The 20841-nt window shown below is 38.0% G+C and carries 18 protein-coding genes; 6 read left to right on the top strand and 12 right to left on the bottom strand.

From position 1 onward, the window contains the following. Window positions 1-148: 148 nt before the first annotated feature. From G529_RS0114380 to G529_RS0114335, 10 genes are all read right to left on the bottom strand, one after another. The gene (locus tag G529_RS0114380) at window positions 149-2983 is read right to left on the bottom strand and encodes a M16 family metallopeptidase (protein WP_026916194.1); all 2835 of its coding nucleotides are present in this window, start codon (window positions 2981-2983) and stop codon (window positions 149-151) included. Between the two features lie 46 nt (window positions 2984-3029). Beyond that, window positions 3030-4085, bottom strand: a complete 1056-nt coding sequence (locus tag G529_RS0114375) for an AI-2E family transporter (protein WP_026916193.1) — start codon at window positions 4083-4085, stop codon at window positions 3030-3032. 147 nt (window positions 4086-4232) lie between these two features. Beyond that, on the bottom strand, window positions 4233-4427 hold the full coding sequence (locus tag G529_RS0114370; protein WP_026916192.1) for a cold-shock protein: 195 nt from the start codon (window positions 4425-4427) through the stop codon (window positions 4233-4235). 98 nt (window positions 4428-4525) lie between these two features. Beyond that, window positions 4526-4720, bottom strand: a complete 195-nt coding sequence (locus G529_RS0114365) for a cold-shock protein (protein ID WP_026916191.1) — start codon at window positions 4718-4720, stop codon at window positions 4526-4528. Between the two features lie 95 nt (window positions 4721-4815). Beyond that, window positions 4816-5010: a cold-shock protein gene (locus G529_RS0114360; protein WP_026916191.1), complete on the bottom strand. Its 195-nt coding sequence runs from the start codon at window positions 5008-5010 to the stop codon at window positions 4816-4818. Window positions 5011-5075: 65 nt separating this feature from the next. Further along, a complete protein-coding gene (locus G529_RS0114355) occupies window positions 5076-6059 on the bottom strand; it encodes a fatty acid desaturase family protein (RefSeq protein ID WP_051201467.1) in 984 nt (327 codons plus the stop codon). A gap of 327 nt (window positions 6060-6386) precedes the next feature. Further along, the gene (locus G529_RS0114350; RefSeq protein ID WP_026916189.1) at window positions 6387-6848 is read right to left on the bottom strand and encodes a cold-shock protein; all 462 of its coding nucleotides are present in this window, start codon (window positions 6846-6848) and stop codon (window positions 6387-6389) included. A 589-nt stretch (window positions 6849-7437) separates the two neighbouring features. Next, window positions 7438-8010: a Crp/Fnr family transcriptional regulator gene (locus G529_RS0114345; protein ID WP_026916188.1), complete on the bottom strand. Its 573-nt coding sequence runs from the start codon at window positions 8008-8010 to the stop codon at window positions 7438-7440. 95 nt (window positions 8011-8105) lie between these two features. After that, a complete protein-coding gene (locus G529_RS0114340; protein ID WP_026916187.1) occupies window positions 8106-8309 on the bottom strand; it encodes a dodecin family protein in 204 nt (67 codons plus the stop codon). A gap of 155 nt (window positions 8310-8464) precedes the next feature. Next, window positions 8465-9082, bottom strand: a complete 618-nt coding sequence (locus tag G529_RS0114335; RefSeq protein WP_026916186.1) for a hypothetical protein — start codon at window positions 9080-9082, stop codon at window positions 8465-8467. A gap of 144 nt (window positions 9083-9226) precedes the next feature. Between G529_RS0114335 and upp the strand changes: the two genes are divergently transcribed. After that, a complete protein-coding gene (gene upp / locus G529_RS0114330) occupies window positions 9227-9886 on the top strand; it encodes a uracil phosphoribosyltransferase (RefSeq protein WP_026916185.1) in 660 nt (219 codons plus the stop codon). Here upp and tamL read toward each other — a convergent pair. Both tamL and G529_RS16000 read right to left on the bottom strand, forming a co-directional pair. Beyond that, window positions 9883-12156 (bottom strand): translocation and assembly module lipoprotein TamL, encoded by a 2274-nt coding sequence (tamL, locus tag G529_RS0114325; protein ID WP_026916184.1) that lies wholly within the window; start codon window positions 12154-12156, stop codon window positions 9883-9885. The two genes, upp and tamL, sit on opposite strands and share 4 nt — an antisense overlap. Continuing rightward, window positions 12146-17176, bottom strand: a complete 5031-nt coding sequence (locus G529_RS16000; RefSeq protein WP_035696158.1) for a translocation/assembly module TamB domain-containing protein — start codon at window positions 17174-17176, stop codon at window positions 12146-12148. Before G529_RS16000 ends, tamL begins: the two co-directional genes overlap by 11 nt. 405 nt (window positions 17177-17581) lie before the next feature. Between G529_RS16000 and G529_RS0114315 the strand changes: the two genes are divergently transcribed. The 5 genes from G529_RS0114315 (at window position 17582) to G529_RS0114295 (ending at window position 20825) form a co-directional block, all read left to right on the top strand. Continuing rightward, a complete protein-coding gene (locus G529_RS0114315; RefSeq protein WP_026916183.1) occupies window positions 17582-18430 on the top strand; it encodes an OmpA/MotB family protein in 849 nt (282 codons plus the stop codon). A gap of 126 nt (window positions 18431-18556) precedes the next feature. Continuing rightward, window positions 18557-18847 (top strand): hypothetical protein, encoded by a 291-nt coding sequence (locus tag G529_RS0114310; RefSeq protein WP_051201466.1) that lies wholly within the window; start codon window positions 18557-18559, stop codon window positions 18845-18847. Window positions 18848-19053: 206 nt separating this feature from the next. Continuing rightward, a complete protein-coding gene (locus G529_RS0114305) occupies window positions 19054-19560 on the top strand; it encodes a DUF4402 domain-containing protein (protein WP_026916181.1) in 507 nt (168 codons plus the stop codon). A gap of 296 nt (window positions 19561-19856) precedes the next feature. Continuing rightward, window positions 19857-20240: a DUF4402 domain-containing protein gene (locus G529_RS0114300; protein ID WP_169513796.1), complete on the top strand. Its 384-nt coding sequence runs from the start codon at window positions 19857-19859 to the stop codon at window positions 20238-20240. Between the two features lie 87 nt (window positions 20241-20327). Then, window positions 20328-20825 carry a DUF4402 domain-containing protein gene (locus G529_RS0114295; protein WP_026916179.1) on the top strand — a complete coding sequence of 166 codons (498 nt, stop codon included), beginning with the start codon at window positions 20328-20330 and terminating at the stop codon, window positions 20823-20825. The last annotated feature ends 16 nt before the right edge of the window (window positions 20826-20841 follow it).

Raw genomic sequence — 20841 nt, 5'->3', positions numbered from 1 at the left:
ATGTATTATCTAATATATTATTAATTATTTGTAAATCACTAATTCTTTGAATAAGTATTTGTTAATTAACTGATTAAAAGGTCTTACAAAACAACAACAGCGCGATAATTTCGCGCTGTTGTACTAAATTATAGAATCGAATTCTTCCCTATTCTTTTAGTTTATTGGCATAAATATCAAGTTCAACCACAGGTTTCCCCAGCTTCCTGACTTCATCTAGTTGTGTTGCCCGGTCGCCAACCACCAAATAGATCATTCCTGTTTCGTCAATATATTGCTTAATAATAGACTTGAAGTCGTTTTCTGTCATATTCATAAGTTCCTCCTGCTGTAATTCAATAAAATTTGCAGCTTTCTTATACTTGCTTATATCATTCAGCATACCCAGCTTAGCTCCCAGACTCTCATAAGAACGAGTGTTTTCTTTTAATAGCTTGTTCTGCGTCAGTTCAACTTCTTCATCACCAAAATCTTCAGCATAATTAGTCAGCATCTTCTCGATGATCTCCAGGGAGGGTAAAGTAGCGTTTGCACGAACACTGGTTGAGATATAAAATGGTGAAATTGTTTCATTCTGGGCAATACCAGAGTATGCTCCGTAGGTATAACCTTTTTCAATTCTTAAAGTCTGAAATAGTTTACCACTCGAACCACCACCCAGGATCTCATTAGCAAAAGCAAGTTTACTGGCATTCTCATCATTTTCTGAAAGTACCAGTTTGCCCACCATGATCACAGATTGTTTAGCGTCTGGAACATCTATAAAATATAAAGTTCCCGGTTCGCCTGGCGCATCTATTTCAGAGGTAGATATTTCAGGAGCTGCAGTATCCCAATCTGTTTCTAAATTGGAAACAATGTCTATTACCTGATCTTTTCCAACCGCACCTGCTATATGAAATTTGGCATCTTCAGGAGATAATTTAGCATAATAAGCTTTTAAATCATTCATAGTAATATTTGCAGTTGTTTTTAAAGTACCATTTACCGGCACTCCGAAACTATGCTCCTCTCCATATAATAGCTTATAGAACGCTGTAGAGGCAATTGCCTGTGGATTCGCTTCTCGATCCTTCAAACTGGTCTCAAGAGCTTGTTTTAATCTCGATAGTTCTGTTGAATCCCATCTTGGTTGCAATAATATTTCCTTCACGAGTTTCATCGTTGCCTTTAAGTTCTTGCTTAAACAGGTGCCTGAAATACGAAAGTCTTCATTTCCGGTACTTATGTATACATTAGCTCCCAAAAGTCCGAGAGCTTCTTCTAATTCTGCCGGAGTTTTCGTGGCTGTTCCCTGTAACATTAAATCACTTAGCAGGTACGACACACCTTCTTTTCCATCTGGATCCAGTCGTTGTCCACCTGGAATTGTAATATCAAACTGTACAAGCGGTATTTCGTTATTCTCAATTCCATAAATCTCTATTCCATTTTCAAGTTCTGCTGTCCAGATTTGCGGTGCCTTGAATAAAGGCAGATCGCCAAATTCAGGTTCACTTCGATCATATTTGGACGGAGTTTTGTCGTATACAGCTTCCTCTCCCTGGCTAACCTCCTCGCTGGCTACATCTTTCTTGACTTCTTCAATCCACACGTTGGCTTCTTCTGAATTATTTATAGCCAGGTTCAGGCTGCCTTTGGGAATAACGCTGGTCATAATATAATGCTGATCTTTGATATACTTATTGTAAACGCGCATGATATCTTCTGAAGTGACCTCATTTGTAAGTTCTGCCGTTTTCTTTAAGTATCCGGGATCACCATTAAATTCATTATCCTGTACTAATTGAAAAGCTTTGTTGAGTACAGTACTAACTCCCTGGTAAAGTTGAGTTTCAAGTTCGGCTTTGATTCTTTTCAGATCATCTTCACTTACCCCAGATTCTTCGAACCTTTCAAAACCTTTCTGAATGGCGAAATGAACACTATCCAGATCTGTTCCTGAATTAGCACGTACTCTTACCACAAATTCTCCCGCGAGCTCACTACTACTTTGGTAGGTACTAATGCGTGGTGCAAGATTGGATTCTTCAACTACCGTTTGATACAAAGGTGATTTTTTGCTTCCGCTTAAGAGTTGTCCTAATATTTGTAAGGCATACATATCCTTGTTATAATCTTCTACTGTTGGATAAACCATTCTAAGTTCCGGGAGTTTTGCGAAATTATCTTCGAAATAAAGGTTTTTGGTAGTTCTAAGTTCTACCGGCATTGCCTTCATTGGCTCAACTTCAGGTCCTGAGGGAATCTCGCCAAACCATTGGGCAACCAGTCGTTTGGTTTCTGCTATGTCTATGTCACCTGCAATTACGAGCGATGCGTTCGCCGCACCATAATATTGCTGGTAGAATTCCTTTACATCTTCCAGGGTTGCCGACTGTAGGTCTGGTAACTGTCCAATAACGGTCCAGTTGTAAGGATGGTTTTCTGGGTAGAGGTTTTTTCTAATGATTTCATCTGTATAACCATAGGGAGCGTTATCCACGCGTTGCCGCTTTTCGTTCTTTACTACCTGTTTTTCACGATCAAGAGCAGCTTGTGTAACTGTATTGATCATATATCCAAATCTATCTGAATCGATCCAGAGGATCTTTTCAAAAGCGTCTTTGGGTACTACTTCGTAATATACCGTACCATCACTCCAGGTTCCGCCATTTCTGCTCCCACCCCACTCTGGAATCATCTTACGGTTGGCACCAACAGGAACATTTTCAGAATCATTAAAACTCATATGCTCAAAAAAGTGAGCAAAACCGGTTTTACCAGGTTTCTCCCTGTTTGAACCCACGTGCATCATAGTGGCTACTGCCACAATTGGATCACTGTGATCTTCATGAAGGATCACCTCAAGACCATTGTCCAAAGTGAATTTTTCGTAATTGAGTTCGAATTCGGGAACTTGCTGGTTTGGTTCTGCAGACTGGCTAAGACCAACCCCAGATGACAGCATACCTGAAATAAGTAAAAAATAAAATTTTCTCATGGAAGAATAAATTGATTATTCTTCCAAATTAAGGAATTAATATCAATCAGGTCTCAGAGAACTTCGTTTTACTAAGAAGTATACCTAATGGTTTGGTTGCTTCAATATTGTGTAGAATTACCACGATGATACCTAACACCGGGATAGCGAGGATCATCCCAATGATACCCCATATCAAATTTCCAGCAATAACAGAGACGATAACAAAGAATGGATGTACGTCTACACGATCTCCAACTATAAATGGTTGTAATACATAAGATTCCACAAATTGCGTAATTGTAAAAGTAAGCGCAATACCAATAAGTACAGCTGTATCTCCGCTGCTTAGAAATCCAAAAGCAACGGCCATAGTAAATCCAAGAATATTACCAACGTAGGGGATCAAAGTCAAAATTGCGGCAATAACACTTACCAGAATAAAATTATCCACTCCAGAAATTCCGAGGCCAATGGAGTACAATATTGCAAGAAGGCCCATAAGCATTAATTTACCCAGCAGGTATTGAGGAGCTACTTTTATGGATTTTGACAACGTATGTTTGATCGACTCTTTTTTCGAATCGGGCATGATACGCAGCAGGAAGTTTTTAAAGATTTCCCTGTAATTAAGCAGGAAGAATACATATACGAATGTTAAAAGGTAATTTGCCAGAAAACTGGACAGTCCACTAAGAAATGCCGTAATCTTCTTGCGCATACTGGCACTCATGGCTTCATTATCTTCTTCATTGGATTGATTAATATCTTCAGGGTCAAGAGGTGTATGTTCCAGAGCAAATGTTTTAAGCTGCTCAATTTTAGGCGCCATTTGCTCCTGTATCTTTGGCCAGTCTTCTGTAAAATTTCTAACCTGCATGCTTATTAAAGCCATCAATCCAATACTTATCCCGAATAACAGCAAACTATTTATCATGGCAGCCCAGGCTCGTTTCATAAATTTTTCCATCCAGATACTCAGTGGCAGGACCACGAGACTAAGAATAACGGCAGTAGCCAATGGAGCGAAAAAACCCTTGGCCTTAACCAGTCCGGCAATTAGAAAATAGACAGCCAGAATTGCTGCGGCTATGTAAAATATTGCAGGCTTACTTTTGAACATGAGTTGTTGAATTTTGGTTGGTTTGAACAATATCGTAAATGTTTTAATCAATTCTATTAATAAAAACACAAAGAGATAATTCTCGGGAAGGAATAAAAAAAGCCATCCTATTAGGGATGGCTTTTGGATCTATGGAATAGAATGTAGTTAGTCGATTACTTCAACATTTACAGCATTCAATCCTTTTCTTCCTTGCTCAGTTTCAAACTGAACTCTGTCGTCTTCGCGAATTTCATCGATAAGACCACTTGAGTGTACAAAGATGTCTTCGTTTGTTTCGTCTGATTTAATGAAACCAAATCCCTTGGTTGCATTGAAAAATTTTACTTTACCTTCTTGCATTACTATACTAATTAATTGTTATTGTTGCCGGCTCCATTTAAAGATCATCCGGCAGTGATCTGTTATTTTGAGTCTGAAAATCAAACGTCAAAGAGTAATTAGTCAATTACTTCAACGTTAACGGCGTTTAAACCTTTTCTTCCCTGTTCTGTTTCAAACTGTACTCTGTCATCTTCACGAATCTCGTCGATAAGACCAGTTGAGTGTACAAAGATGTCTTCGTTAGAATCGTCAGCTTTTATAAATCCAAATCCTTTTGTTGAATTGAAAAACTTTACTTTACCTTCTTGCATTACTTTAATATTATATGTTAATAGCGCCGGATTTATTATGAGATCACCCGGCCATGATCTCTTATTTTAAGTTTCAAGCTGAAACTTATCAGTAATTAGTCAATTACTTCAACGTTCACAGCATTAAGGCCTTTTCTTCCCTGTTCTGTTTCAAATTGTACTCTGTCATCTTCACGAATCTCGTCGATAAGACCAGTTGAGTGTACGAAGATGTCTTCGTTCGAATCGTCAGCTTTTATAAATCCAAATCCTTTTGTTGAATTAAAAAACTTCACTTTTCCTTCTTGCATTACTTACTTATTAATTGTTATAAATTGCCATTAAACTTTTAAGATCGTATGGCTTCCGATCTATTTTATCCAACTCTCAATGTATCAACTTTACCTAGCTGTCTTAGCATTTTAAAATGCTCACCAACGGCAGATACAAAACTATGCTGGTTATGATAAGGCAAACCGTATTCTTTCGCGGTCTGCGCTACGATATGTGATATTTTTCTATAATGAACATGACAGATATTAGGCAATAAATGATGTTCAATTTGATAGTTCAATCCACCAATAAACCAGGAAAATAACCTGCTCTTTGGAGAAAAATTAGCTGTTGTCAATAATTGATGACTTGCCCAGTCACCCTGTACAATACCTTTTTCATCTGCCAGTGGATACTCCGTGGTTGGAACGATATGTGCCAGTTGAAATATGGTAGTAATCATTAAACCTGTAACAAAGTGCATGCTAATAAAAGCCATAACAACAATCCACCATGCCTGTGGTGCCATGATTATTGGCAGTATGAGTACAAAAAAGAAAGAAACCAGTTTCCAGCCAATTACGGTAAGTAACTGTTTTTTGAATTCTTTACCTTCCTTGAAAAATCCCATTTTCTTGAATTTGGCCATTCTAACAAAATCCTTGGCAGTTACCCAGCTTACAGTAGATAAACCATAAAAGAACCAGCTATACAAATGCTGAAATTTATGGATCCTATATCTTTTGGTATGCGGAGTAAAACGTAGGAAAAATGGAGGATTAATATCATCATCAGCCTCTTCAATGTTTGTGAAGGTATGATGAAGTACGTTGTGCTGAATTCTCCAGATGCTTGCGTTAGCACCAATGAGATTTAAAGTATAACCCAGATATTGATTGACCTTTTGATTTTTGGAGTAAGAGTTGTGAATTGCATCATGCATGATTCCCATGCCAATACCAGCCATGCCGAAACCACTTAAAATATACAGTCCAAACAACAACCATGTGCTTTCAACGACTCCTGTGTTAACAATGATTAAAGGGACTATAAATGTCAATAGCATCAGCACAGTTTTTACGATCATGCTTGCATTAGCATGTTTACTGATGTTATTATTTTTGAAATAGCTATTTACCCGGCTTCGAAGAGTCTTTGAGAAATCGGATGCTCGTTTTTGAGCGAATATTGGATTGTTGATACTGGTACTATTAATTTTACAAACTAAATAATGAAGTAAACAAAACTTGAAATATCCTGAAAGGACTAAAAAGTGAAGAAAACTAAAATATTTACTAAGGCAAATGTAATCTTTATTTTTACATTCACACTATAAATAATTAATTAGTTTTCAAACTTTTACGCTACAGGATAAATTCAGTTTTGTATTTAGTTCCCTTTTCTAGGAGAGAATTTAATCGATGACCTTAACTCTAACAGCGTTGAGTCCTTTCATTCCCTGCTCCAGTTCGAAGCTTACTTTATCATTCTCATCGATCTCGTCGATAAGACCACTCACATGCACGAAATATTTCTCGCCAGTCTGTTTTCCGATAATGAATCCAAATCCTTTAGAGTGATCAAAAAATGAAACCTTACCTTCTGTATCAGTAATGATCTCCTCTTCCTCCCTGTCCTCTTTCTTCGGAATTGCAATTTCGATGTCCTCTACTTCTACTTCTACCTTTTGACTTGGATCTGGTGGAGTATCGGTTAGATTCCCATCGGCATCAACATAAGCGATCATATCTTCGAATGATCCACCTTTGTTGGAATTTTCTTTTCTTTCTAAACGCTTGGCTTCTTTCTCCTTACGCTTTTTGATTTTCTTCTTTTCTTTCTCTCTTTTGTTTTGGGTTTGTCCGGATCTTGCCATTCACTATAAATTAATTAATATTCGTTGAAAATTTCAATGCATTGAACCAACTAAACGAATACCAGAAAAATTTAATGTGTAAGATTATCTTTTGTAGGATTTATTCAGAGAGAGCGTAAGCCATTTTGACCTGCACTAAAATTTTTACAAAGATAGGCATAGCAAATCAATTGTGAAAGCTTTAAATAATCAACTTCCGGGATTAGATTTTATTCAATAACCTATCAGGTGAAGTAATTCTGCTGCTATTGTAATGTGGGAAAGGAATGAATGTACTTACCGGTATATATTTATTACAATATTAATTTATAAAAGCATGGCAATTGATGTCTTCTAAAACAAAAAATCAACTTATAGAATTCCTGTCTGCCAGGACGAAACATGGATAACAGGCCTGGTATAACCTGGATCTTTTTATCATGCATAGCTAATTTATTTAACTCTGAAGCCATTTACACAGGTCTTACATTATTGAATGATTTAAGCCTAAGCTTATAGATGAAGTTCATCAACTTTATATATATAGACATGCTATTGATAAAATGCATTTCAGTATAAAACACAAAGGAGGTTGCCACTTAACTAGGTTTTATGCCAGATCTTTTCGAATCCTGCTTAAGCTCTCTGGCTTCATTCCCAAATAGTTTGCAATATGATAATTCTGAACTCTTTTTTCGATTTCAGGATAGGTTTCGCAGAAATCCAGATAACGGTCCTTGTTCGATTTTTCCAGGGATGATAGTATTCTTTTTCTGAGCGAAACAAAAGCGCCGGTGGTTTTTATTCTGAAGAAGCGTTCAAATTTTGGAATCCTCTGGTATAGTTCTTCGAGCAGCGTTCGATTTAAAGACAATAACTTCGAATCTTCAATGGCCTCCACATAAAGTTTTGAAGGCTGGTTAGTAAAAAATGCTTCAAAATCACTAATCCACCAGTCTTCGATGGCAAACTGAATAATGTGCTTATTACCCTGCTCATCCAGATAGTAAGCACGCAAACATCCCTCTACCACAAAATATTCATTTTGTACCGTTTGCCCGGGTTTAATAAGCAATTCTTTTTTTCGAATGGAAACTTCAGAAAGAATACTTCTAAATTCTGTTTTTTCAAACTCAGAAAACTCGATTTCCCTGGATATATGCTCAAAAATATCTGCAGACATTAGTACCATGTTTGGAGCAAATTTAAGTCTTTAAAAGGGAATCAATAAAAAATGCCGGGCTTTCGTCCGGCATTTCTTTAAATTATTGTGATCTCTTAGTTGGTTTTCTCAAACGATATCTTTGCATTCACCGCATACGAAGTAATTCTATCGCCATCTACATGGGCTTTCATCTCCTTTACGTAAACCGAGCGGATATTTTTTACTGTCTTCGCAGCCTCTGTAACTGCTTTTTGTACTGCGTCATCAAAACTTTTTTCTGAAGCGGCTATCACTTCAATCACTTTTACAATTGCCATAATTTCAATTTTACTGGTTAATTAATTTCAATTTAGCAACTTAAAGGAGCTTAGTTCGAAAGATTAACAGAAGATTGTCAGGTAACCTTAAGTTAATGTGAAATTTGCAGTAAAAATTGAACAAGTCAGAATCATTGAAAAGTAATATTCGATCATTAATTTTTGACAACGATCAATTCGGCTTTTGCACCAGTAAGCAAGTTCCATTCTTTCTTTGCGAGCATCTCCCCTTTTTCGCTAAGAACTCTCAATTCAGCTGTATTGGGTCCTGAGCTTCCCTGATTCAGCGCAACAAATTGAATGCTATTAAAACCATCCTGTAAATTGACCAATACCGGCTTAAAACCAGCGCTTAGCGTCACACTTGCCTCCACTAATTCACCATTGACAATGATCTGTACCTTATCACCGTCAATAAACTGGTGGTCTCGGCAGTAAACTTCCACAAATCTACCCTTCGTTACTACGTTACCAAGGCTCTGGTCAAATTTATATTCTTCTTTTACTTCAGCATCTTTTGCCCATTTTTCTTTCATGGCGTCTGCTTCAGTAAGTAAATTATTTGGATTTTCCCTGAGATCGATAGCTTTAGGCTTTTCTTTTAAAAACCGACTTTCCTTCTCGGCATTGTCTCTTTTCAGAATAGGAAAGCCTGTGGAATTTGATTCTTCGGCTTTGATAACCCTTCCTGTATTGGTGCTTCTTGGAATCTCAATTTGAGAATAGAGCGATACAGAACTGAACATGATGAGTAAAAGAATGAATCTATTCATAGCAAGTGTTTTATGCAGCAAAAGCATATCAAAAATACAGCCAATATTTAATTTCGATTTTATAACGACCAAATTAGGTTTTAGGTGTATTCTTTAATAATAAAATAAAAAAAGTAATTTTGAGTACCAAAAAAGGAAAATTACATGCAGGTTCACGAACTATCCCAAAATAATTCAATCGCTAACAAATTTATAAGTCAGTTAAGAGATGTACACGTCCAAAAGGATCGTATGCGCTTCCGTAGAAATATAGAGCGTTTGGGAGAAATCATGTCTTATGAGCTGAGCCAGGAACTCAACTATCGAAAACGAACTGTTGAAACGCCACTGGGTAATTCTGAAATCGCCCAGCCAGACAATGAGGTGGTGATCTGTTCCATTTTAAGAGCCGGCCTGCCTTTACATCAGGGCATTTTAAATTACTTCGATGACGCTGAAAATTCTTTTATTTCTGCTTACAGACATCATCCCGATAATGATGAAAATTTCGAAGTCCTGGTAGAATACCTGGCTTCACCTTCCCTGGAGGGTAAAACGCTTATTCTGGCAGATCCCATGCTTGCTACGGGAAAATCTTTCGCTAATGTTTTAAAAGCGATCACTCCCATGGGGACACCGGCCAGGATCCACCTGGTTTCTGTTATAGGATCTTCGGAAGGTATTGAATTCTTAAAATCTGAGTTTCCGGAAAATTCCAAACTCTGGATTGCAACCATAGATAATGAACTAGACAAGAATGGCTATATCGTTCCTGGTTTGGGTGATGCCGGAGATCTTTGCTATGGGCAGAAGCTGCAACACTAGAATGGATAACCAATCGCAAAATTAAACACCGGACTGCCAAAATCATTTACCCATCTTTCACCCTGTGGCTTGTTTGGATCATGCATTGGAAAAGCAAGATCAAATCTTATCACAAAACTTTGTATATCGATTCTCAGACCTGCACCTGCACCAATTCCCAGTTCATTTATAAAATCTGACTGGAACTGACCATTTTCAAAGCCAGTTTCTTCCTGGGACTTGCTATTCCAGACGTTCCCGGCATCTATAAAAAATGCCCCGTTTAAGTAAGTGACGATTGGAAACCTGTATTCAGCATTTGCCTCGATCCTGATGTTACCAGACTGGTCACGATACTGTTCGGTATCTTCTGCTCCCTGGAATGTCCCTGGACCAAGAGACCTGGTTCTAAAGGCGCGAACACTATAAGGCCCACCTGAAAAGTACTGTTTGCTAAAAGGCATCACATCAGAATTACCATATGGGATTCCATAGCCACTAAACAATCTGGTTGCTATTAAACTCTGATTTTCAAATCTTAGATGATAGCGAAAATCCATATCCAGTTTTGCGTACTGTGCATAATCCAGCCCAAAAACTTCATCTTTTCCCTGCTCGTTTTCAGAGCCAATAAGACTCATGGTATTTCCAGCGATATCAAAATTGGAATTTAGAAAGAACACATGTTTTTTATTAGAATCTATCATTCCATTGTAGGTGAAGGAATAAGTTAGACCTGCAATAAATTCCTGGTCAAAACTGCTTCTCAGTAACGGATTTTCGTCCAAGATCTCTAAAAACTCCTCGCTTTCATTCCCTAATCTTACAAAATTAAGATCTATGGGATTCAATTCATGTGTAACATACCTGTTAGCATTCCAGAAATAGCCAAAAGCAGCATTTAAGCTGGTAAGAGTAAATAACTGTGCTCTCTTTAAATAGTCCCCTCCCAGGCTTATCCTGGTTTTTGGAATGTCATATTTAAAAAAGTTGTTATTAAATTCTACTGGGAATAAAAGTCTTGGTACAATTAAATCATTGCTAAGAGCGAAATTTAATGAATTTCTTCCCGGGATACCTCCGTCTCCAAGCTGAACCTCATATCCAAAATTGGCTGAAATATCCAAACGTTCACCACCTTTGAACAGGTTTCTGTTAGAAAAGGTAACTCCAAGATGCGGACCAGCAAAATTGTTGGATTTAGTCAGGGCCTGCAGCTCTGCTTTTATCGCTCGCTTTTTTAAAGGTGATAGGAAAATGTTCGCTTCTAATAGGCCAATGCTATCTGTAGCCAGAGTATCAACTTCATCGTACCTAATATTTACAAACTTATAAGAACCTATAGTTCCCAATCTCCTACTGGTTGCCCTGGACGCTTCAGGGCTAAAATTATCACCCGTTTCTATTAACAAATAAGGATCCAGATATTTTGGTCTAAAGAACAATTCATCCTGAAAGTAATTCTTATCCTCGAATCGTTTGAAATTGTTGGTAACGCTGTCTTCATCCACATTATAATTTGCGTAAACATTTACATTTGAAATCCTGTATGGAATAACAGATTTTGCAGGGACATCTTTTTTTAGTCTTAAAAATAAATCAAATTTTTTCCTGTCATACTGGTTGGTATCTGCTTCAAAAATTAAAAATCCTGGGTTGAAGTTGTAATAACCTTCCCCTTTCAGAAAAAGATCGATGCGTTCCCTTTCCAGTTTTAATTTTGGAAGGTCAAATCTCATCCCTTCACCCAGAAGCGTTTTATCCAGATTGCCTTTGATCTCATTATACACTCGTAGCGTATCATTGTCGAGCTGATAGGTAGCCATCGTATAAGGCTCTGGTACGTTGAGATCATAATTCACAGATGCTGTTTTCGCATCTTCATTCTTCATTTCTTCTGAAGTAACATTTGAATAAAAGAAGCCCCTGTTTTCCAATCTGTTTAGAAGCAGATCTTCGGTGTTTTCCAGATCTACATCAGATAAGTAAACCGGCTCCTCCCCTATTTTTTTATTTAAAAATTTATTGATGAAGCCCGGCTTTTCACGTTGTGCTTTATAATGAAAATAGAGTCCCGGTCTCATACCCAGGATCTGCGCATTAGGTTTTGGCCTTAGAACACTTTGCAATTCAGCTTTTAGTTCTGGTTTCTCCTTTATTACGGTATCAGATTCGATTTGAATGCTAGACCCCGTATAGAGCAATTCTTCTTCCGGGATAAATTTTTCCACGCTGCAGGACTGGAACAGTGCTACAGCTATTATTATAATTACTGAAATTCTAATTTTCATCTTCCGTGCTTTCTGTACCTTCTGAACTTTCTGTGTCTGCAGGTTCTTTCTTTTCCTTCTTTACTTCTTCCATCACCGCCTTTTCAAACATATTCTTGAACTTGTTGAATTCTTTGGTAAAAATCAAGGATATACCGCTCACTACCAACTGCCCATCGATCACATTTTCGTACTGACTTCTACTGAAACCTTTTAATCTCCAGATACCACTTTCATCAAGAAGATAGGAAATACTAACATTTCCAATGACCGGGCTTGCCTCATGCCCTGCCTGATTTCCACCCTGAATATCCACGGCACTTCCCACTTCTACGATCAACCTGTCTTCCAGGAATGCTTTTTGAGCACTAATACCCAACTGAGTACGATCCTGAGGGCCATTATCTCCCTGATAATCTGTATAACTATCAAGATTAAAATTTAATTGTAGTCCACTGTTTCCAAGTACTTTGCTTGATAACATGTTTAACTGGTCTGATAAGGCACTGTTTAGGTTATCTCTGGCTACGTCCATCGTACCACCACCTGCACCTGTACTACCGCCCTCTGGAAAGAACCGGTTGAGGACCAGCAATGAGAATACCTGTTTGTTCAATTCCTGTTCCTGGTTGTTCAATTGCTGAACCCTGTTATATACGCTTCCGCTAATGGCGCCACGTTCATCTTCTGGCATGTCTAATCCAAAGGAAATTTTTGGGGCCATTAGATCTCCGTCTACGTTTAAATAAACCAAGAAAGGCAGTTCCTGTCGATACATTCCTTCCTGCTCTGGATCTACAGCGGTCAAACTTGAGGACAGCAATCCTGAAGCGGCCGTTTCTACACGGTAAATGGCTCTAACGTCCAACTGTGCATCAAAGGGATCACCTGCCCAGGAAACACGACTCCCATCGGCTATATCAAATCTTCTTTTCACAAGGTTATAGAGACTCATCTCATAGTAACCATCATTAATGTTATAAATTCCCGTAAGGGCAGTTCTGCCATTAGGATACATATTGAAGATAAGATCTCCTTCTCCCTGAACCTGGAAAATATCACCAGTTTCCTGGTTAATGATCACATTGAACTTTGCTCCTTCATTTACCGTTAACCTTGCGAAAATGTCATAGCCTGAAACCACGTAGCTTTCTTCTTCGGTTTCAGTCAGGATATCGTCGGGGGTTTCTTTATTTACGAATATGACGATACCATCCCTTTCTTTCATTTGAAGTTCGGTTTCCGGTACTACATAGGTAAGATCTGTACTTTTTCGCACATCTACATTCATCGTCACCTTTGGTAAGGTAAGATCACCTTTGATTTGCGCGTCTACATCCACGACAGCAGTTCCGTAGAACAGATCATTATCCTCTTCCGTAGAATTGATGAGCTTAAAGTTTTCTGCCTGTACATCAAGATCAAATCCTGGGTTTAGGAAACTTGGAGTGGTAATTTCACCGTTAACCACGATGGAGTTGCTTTCAGCATCAACGATCTCAAAATTATCGAAATATACCCCTTGATTATCCAGATTGAGTTGTTCATTTGGCAAAGTAAATTGAGAGTCCAGCATCGCGATATTGAAGGAAGCTGAATCAAACTGTAAGTTGCCTTCATAAACCGGTTCCAGTAAAGTGCCATTAAGTTTAAATTTCCCACTAAAACTGCCATCAGCGTTTTTGATCTCTCCCTGGGAAAAGCCTTCGAGAGCAGTCATGCGCACCTCGTTCAAATCCAAATTTAGATCCAGCTTTGCTGAAGGCTCAGCCGCAATATAGGATCCGGTAAGATCCAGATCGATTTCTCCACCTTTCATCGCCATTTCGAAATCGTACTGACTAAATCCAGAAGAATTCCCCTGTAAACTTAGAGTTCCCATATCCACACCTAGCATAGATAGTTTATTAATCTCCATATCTGCCAGGATACCGGTTTCTCCAAAAGGTTCTTCATATACTATATTTCCATTCACCTGACCCTGTGCGAGCTTCTCTTCAGGATTCAGATAACTTAACAGTGCAGCTAACTTAAAGTTTTTAAAGTCAAGGCTCAGGTGTTCTTTTTCAACACCGGGTTTATCGTTGCTTATGCGCATTTCCTGATCTTCTCTAAACAATCTAAAGTTCTGGAAATTCAGGTAACCCGTATCAAAGCTTAGCATATTCGAATTCTCGATCTGCCATGGGTTCCCATTTAAAACAAGGTCCTTATTATCTATATGAAATTGTAACGTATCACCCTGAAAGTTCAATTGTGATGTTGCGTGTACGACCCGGGTGGTGTCATAAAGAGAAGTAAATTCAAGGTTCAGTTTTCTGTTTTGCACATCACCTCCAAATATGGTACGCTTGATAGCCAGCGGACCGGTATTGAGCTCCTTGAATGCGAATTCAAATTTAAGATCCTGTGGATTCGATTTAATATCAAGTTTCAGGCTATCGATCTCGCTATTGAAATAATTTACGAATGGCACATCGACATTGGCATCCAATCTTCTTTCAGATTCTGCAAAGTCCACATCGATCGTTAAGGTATCAAGTTTTTGAAGATTAAGAAGAAAAACCTCTGTTAGAATAGGCGCTTCGCTAATCTTCGCATTCATCTTCATATTAACAGGATTGAAAATAGAATCTTCCTGGTAATTTTCTGTGATGTATCTTTTAAAGTGTCGATCTATGGCTGCTGAAAACGCTGCAGGACTGGCATTGGACTGAAGGTCAAGGTTCAGGATCCTGTTATTAATGTCTACGGAAGTGGTATCCTGTCTTACAAAAGCATCTGCAGAAAAACTGCCAAGTAAATATGCCTTATTGTTATAAACCGCCACACCGTCGATGATTTCAGCTTCAAGTTCGTATTCTGAAGAATTTCCTTCGAACCATCCCTGTAGTTCAAACGCTGCTTTGATAGTCTTTTGGGTAATCCCTAGAGCCTCAAGATCTGCACCATCAAGATATAAACTGAAATCAACTCGTGGAGAAACCGAATCCAGGGCAACATCCAGTTGTGCTTCCATATCCAGGTTTGCATCCTGGTATACTAAATTAACAGGTCCTTTTCCGTTCCTGAGCTCTCCATTTAAATCGATTTGCCTGAACTCATAACCATTATAGGTAAAACTCTCTATTGTAGAATCAAGATTGGCATTAAGATCTGCCACAGAATTACCACTTCCGGTAAGTTTAATGTCTATTTTTAGATCACCAAGTGCATCATTTTGAAGCAGTCTTCCCAGAGAGATCCCGTCACCCTGAACCTCTGCGTCAAAGGCAATCTTGTCACCAAACTCGAAGTTCCCATCTACGTCAATACTACCATCTGAAGTCGCGATCTTGGCTGCAGTCCTTACCTGCTCCATATCACCCTTAAAACTTCCATTAATGCTAATCTTTTCGGGAATTTGCATTCCAAGATCGGCTTCACTTACAAAATTCTGGAGATCCTTGCGGGTAGATGAAAGTCGTACATTAGGCAGATTAAAGCTGAGATTTTCCGGATCCTGTGCATTGACTATGCTGCCGCTACCCTGTATAGTGGTATTTCTCCAACGAAGATTAAGTTTAGACAGGTTTAGATTATCCACTTTACCACTAATGGACAAATTTCCTTTAACCGGAGATTTTGCGAGATTCTTTAAATACTGATTTTCTCGAAACTCTGGCTGAAATCTGAAAAACTCATCCAGGTTCATATTAATATTGGAAAGTTCAGCCTGCAGATTAGCATTTCCAGGATCTTGCAGAAAAGCATCCAAATCATTGTAACTGATTTCTAGGTTACCATTCAAGCTGTTTCCAATTCCGTCGAAGACTATATCTGTAAGCCTTATATGATCGCTGGTAAGTTCTGCCTGGAGATTAAATTGATCTACCTTAATTCCAGATGCTTCAGTAAAATTAAATTCAGAAATATTTAAACTCGCGTTTTCTGGGGCGTATGAAATTTGAGAAGCCTGCAAGTCAAAATCCTGAATATCCAGAACATCAGGATTAAAGGTTCCAGGCTTTACCTGTGCACCGTTTACACGATACAGGATATTATTATTGGAAAGGTCGATTTTATCAATATTGATCTTCCAGTCTGGCCACGAAAAATTTTCGGCAGTACTTTTCTGTTGATCCTTTGCTACTGAGGATTTTTGCTGCTGTAGTTCCAGAATGATATCTGAATTATGAAGTTTTAGCAATTCAGAAGAAATGATACTATCCTGCAGGTTGAAATTGGATGCACTTGTTTCCAGCACATTAATCTTCAGTTCAGCTGAAATCGAATCGGGACTGGAATTGTATATCGCCTGGACATTATTGAAATTTAATTTTTGTACTTCAAAAATCGGGGCGGGACTGGATTCACCTTCCGAAGGTGGAAAAGGTTTCGTTTGGTTATAGGTTACGCGGGCATTATTCAGGATAGCGTCTTCAACAACAAAAGCCATGTTCGTAAGATCTGTTTCAGCAAAGGAGAGCTGTAGTTCTTCAAATTTTGCCTTGGTATCAATACCGCTCACCTTATCTACATAATCCACGTCAAAATTTTTCAGATCAAATTCTCCAAGAGATATCTGCATGCCTGAACTGGTCGTATCTGTCGCGGTGGTTGCAGTTTGAGTAGTATCTGAAGCAAAGGCCTTCATGAGAACTTCATAATTAAACCCCGTAATAGAATCTTCCCGAATAATATTAGCACGAACACGGCGAGCCTCCAAAGCTTTGAGACTGAATCCTTCACCTTTAATTAGAGGCATGAAAGGAATATTCGCCGTAATATGTTCACTATATATGATGGTATCTCCCGCGGGATGTTCGATATATAAATTGTCGACTTCAATATTCCCGTTGAACTGTACAAAAATTCTCTCCAGATCTATCTGTGCACCACTCTTCTCTTCGATCGAGCTTATAAATTTATCCTTGATAATATTCTGTCCCCAGGGACTTCTTATAAAAAGGAGTATTAGAACAAGTAGAATAAGGATGCTCAGGAGTATTTTCCCCAGAATTTTTAAAATCTTGAAAAAGCGTGCTTTGGCTGTGCTCAAAAAATAAATTTTAGAAGTTTCCAAAGTTATCGTTTAGATATATGATGGCGAACTTATAGCTGCGAGTTTACTAATAAACTTGTGTTAAATATATAGTTAGCCTCATGAATGTAGGCTCAAAATAGAGGATTTCAGAATTTGAATTTGTAGAATTTTTCAACAGTCATGCTTCTTTATCTACACATTTTATAAAAAGATAACTTAATGCTTTTTAAAGAAATTGAGATTAACTTGAATTCAATTGATCGCCGAAAAAATACGTTAGAACCCTGTTTTTAAGGCACTTGTAAATATTGTGATTGGTTGGATCAATCCAAAATACAGGGCAACCGTTTGCTTAACCGAATTCTATTGGCACTATTCTAGCATTCAGGGATAGCATAACAGAAAACTAAGAACTAAATTATGAGAAGAGTAATTACAGCTACTGTATTAACCGCAGGTTTGTTAACATCCTGTGTATCGAAAAAGAAGTATGTGGCCTTGGAAGGTGAACTAAATGACACCAGAAGTACACTTCAAAAGACTCAGGTTGAAAAAGAAGAAATTGAAGAAAAATATGCACGCATTGAAGAGCGTGTTGCCGATTATAATGCAAAGATCAATTCTCTTAGAACAGAGAATGAGGGAATGATGGAAATGAATGATCTCACTGTAATGTCCAAAAAGACAAAAGAGAAAATGAAATCTACCATCGCCAAGATGGACCCTGAAAAGGTTAAAGGTGCTGAAACCTTAGAAGATAGTATCAACCTCGCAGTTTCTTATAATCTTAAACAGAATATCTCGGAAGGTGCTGATGCAGACGATATCGATATCAATGTTGACGAAACTGTCGTGATGATCAATGTATCAGATAAACTACTTTTTGGAAGCGGAAGTTACAGAGTGACGAAGGAAGCTCAACCGTTACTCAAAAAACTTGCTGAAGTAATTAATAGTGAACCAGCAATGGAAGTGATGATCGAAGGTCATACTGATGACAGAACCATGGTTAAAGAATCGTATCTTCAGGATAACTGGGACTTGAGTGTTCGAAGAGCTACTTCTATTGTTAGAATTCTGCAGGATAAATATAATGTCGAGCCTTCCAAACTAATTGCAGCAGGAAGAAGCAGCTATCAGCCACTAGTGGATAACACTAATAAGGAGAATATGGCAAAGAACAGAAGAACGAGAATCGTGATCATTCCTAATCTGGATAAATTTTTCGCAATGCTCGAATCTGAAGGTAGTATGGCAGACGCTGAATAAGTTTAAAACACTTATATATATTAAAGAGAGCTTACGGCTCTCTTTTTTATTTACCTTAACTACAGATTAACTTCCTCTTGACGCATTCAACCTTTTGCATTTAGTATATTCATAAAAATAGAAATTATGAAAAAGATTAAAACAGAAAGCAAGAGCGCGAAATTGATTAGTGAAGATAAAAAGGAAATACCTTATAATCCTGAAGTAACCAAACAGGATAAGCAGGTTCTACACGAAAAAGGTAGAAGCCTGAATGAAGGCCAGGATAAGGATTTAAGCAATAGGCAAGATGTGGATTTTACTCCAGATGAACTTGATATACCAGCAAGTAATGATGCCAGAGCTAAAAATAAAACGGAATTAGTAGATGAAGAAAATATGCAGTATAACCAAAAAGGAGCTTCAGATGCTAATTAACCAATTCATAAACTGGTAATACTAAACAAAGCCGCCATTCAACAGCGGCTTTTTTATTTTCAGCCTTTATGACTAACTGCCATTTCTTATTAAAAAAATTAATACTTTGTCTTTAAAACGTTAATGTAATGTTAAAGTTGAATGTCGTTTGTCGATCCTTTCATGTATTTCGTCGATGTAATCTGCTCTTTATCTATATTTGAAGTATGAAAAATACATTATACACAGGGTTATTTAGTATCATACTTTTATTTAGTTTAAATATTTCCATGGCACAAACAAGCGCCACCGCCACATTTACTGCTTCTGTAAATATCGTTCAACCAATAGCTTTGCAAACCACTACTAATATGAATTTCGCGGATGTGGATGCTCAGCATGGTGGTCAGGTAACGTTAAATACGGATAATAGCCGTACGGCTAGCGGAGGAGCGATCTTAAAAGATTCTCAAAGTGCAACTGCTGCAAATCTGCAAGTTAGCGGCCAGAATGGATATGCCTACAGCGTTCAGATTCCAGAACAAAACATTAAACTCAGTAATGGAGCTACAGAAATTACACTAAAGGATTTTAAGACGGAAGTTGAAGCCAATACCTTAAATCAAGACTCTCAAACAATCAAAGTTGGGGCTACTCTGGAATTGGAACCAGGTCTGGACCCGGGCATATACAGTACCACTACACCTATAGCTGTAGTGGTAAGCTATAACTAATACACCTTGTAGGCTAAAGCTTACAATACTATTTCAACGATTAAATTTCCCTTCTGTCAGACCATACATGTCATATCTTCCATTCGTCGACAGTAAATTGCCACTCATCGACTATTATCACCTCTTTAACGAATAAGTTTGGTTGTAGGACTTTAATAAGTTCATATTTACCGCACTAAATAACTCTAAACCTACTCTTTATGAAAAAGATTGCCCTACTCGCAATGCTGTTTGTATGTGCTCTTGGATTCTCCCAAGGATCATCAAATGCTACTGCTACTACAAATGCAGTAATTGTGAGTCCCCTCAAAATCGTTAAGACAAATGATCTTAATTTCGGTAAAATCATCGGGTCTGCTGCCGGTGGTAATGTAATTATTGCTGCAGATGCGGCAGGAACCAGAACCATTGATGCAGATATGGATGCACCAACTACAACCAATCAGGCTGCATCATTCGACATCACTGGTGGTGATGAAACATATACAATAACACTAGAGGCTTCAGATCTAACTGCTACAGGTCATTCAAATATGGTTTTGACGCCTGTAACAAATCTTCCAGAATCAACTTCTTCTGGAACTCAGACAATCTACGTTGGAGGAACATTAGCTGTAAACCCTAACCAGGGTGTTGCAGAATATGCCGGTGACGTAAAGGTTACCGTTAGTTATGAGTAAACAATTCTACCAATAGAAATATCTAGAGCGCCGTCATAACAAATGGCGGCGCTTTTTTATCCAATTGTTTATATGTAACTTTTATCCATGAAAGTATCTTTCATTCTCATATTATTCTTTTTAGTTACAGGCTTTTCCTTTTCTCAGGTTTCAGCCAGTGCAGTAGTCAATTCCACCGCCGCAGTTGTTGAACCTATTGAAATTACCAAGAGTGTAGATTTACATTTTGGTAATGTTATTAGCGGCTATAATCCTGGAAGAGTCATTCTGTCTCCTGAAGGAAGCAGAACTGCTTACGGGCTTCAATTATCTCCTGCCAATCCTGGACAGGTAAGCGCTGCGGAAGCTGTGGTTAAACATGGTAATTACAATTACTCCATTACACTGCCGGAAAACTTCAAATTATTTAATGAGAATAATCCTAATCAATTTCTCTTAATTGACGATTTCACAGCCATTCCTGAATTATCTGGAGAAGATCTGGATATTTTAAAAATTGGAGCAACTCTGAATCTAGAAGCCAATCAGGCGGCTGGTTTTTATACAAATTCTTCTGGTTTTAATGTTACTGTAAGCTATAACTAACTAATCCTTACAGGAT

The sequence above is a fragment of the Christiangramia portivictoriae DSM 23547 genome, assembly GCF_000423045.1.
Classification (GTDB): Bacteria; Bacteroidota; Bacteroidia; order Flavobacteriales; family Flavobacteriaceae; genus Christiangramia; species Christiangramia portivictoriae.
The sequence above is the reverse complement of the archived record's forward strand: the minus strand, read 5'-3'. Positions and strand labels throughout refer to the sequence as shown.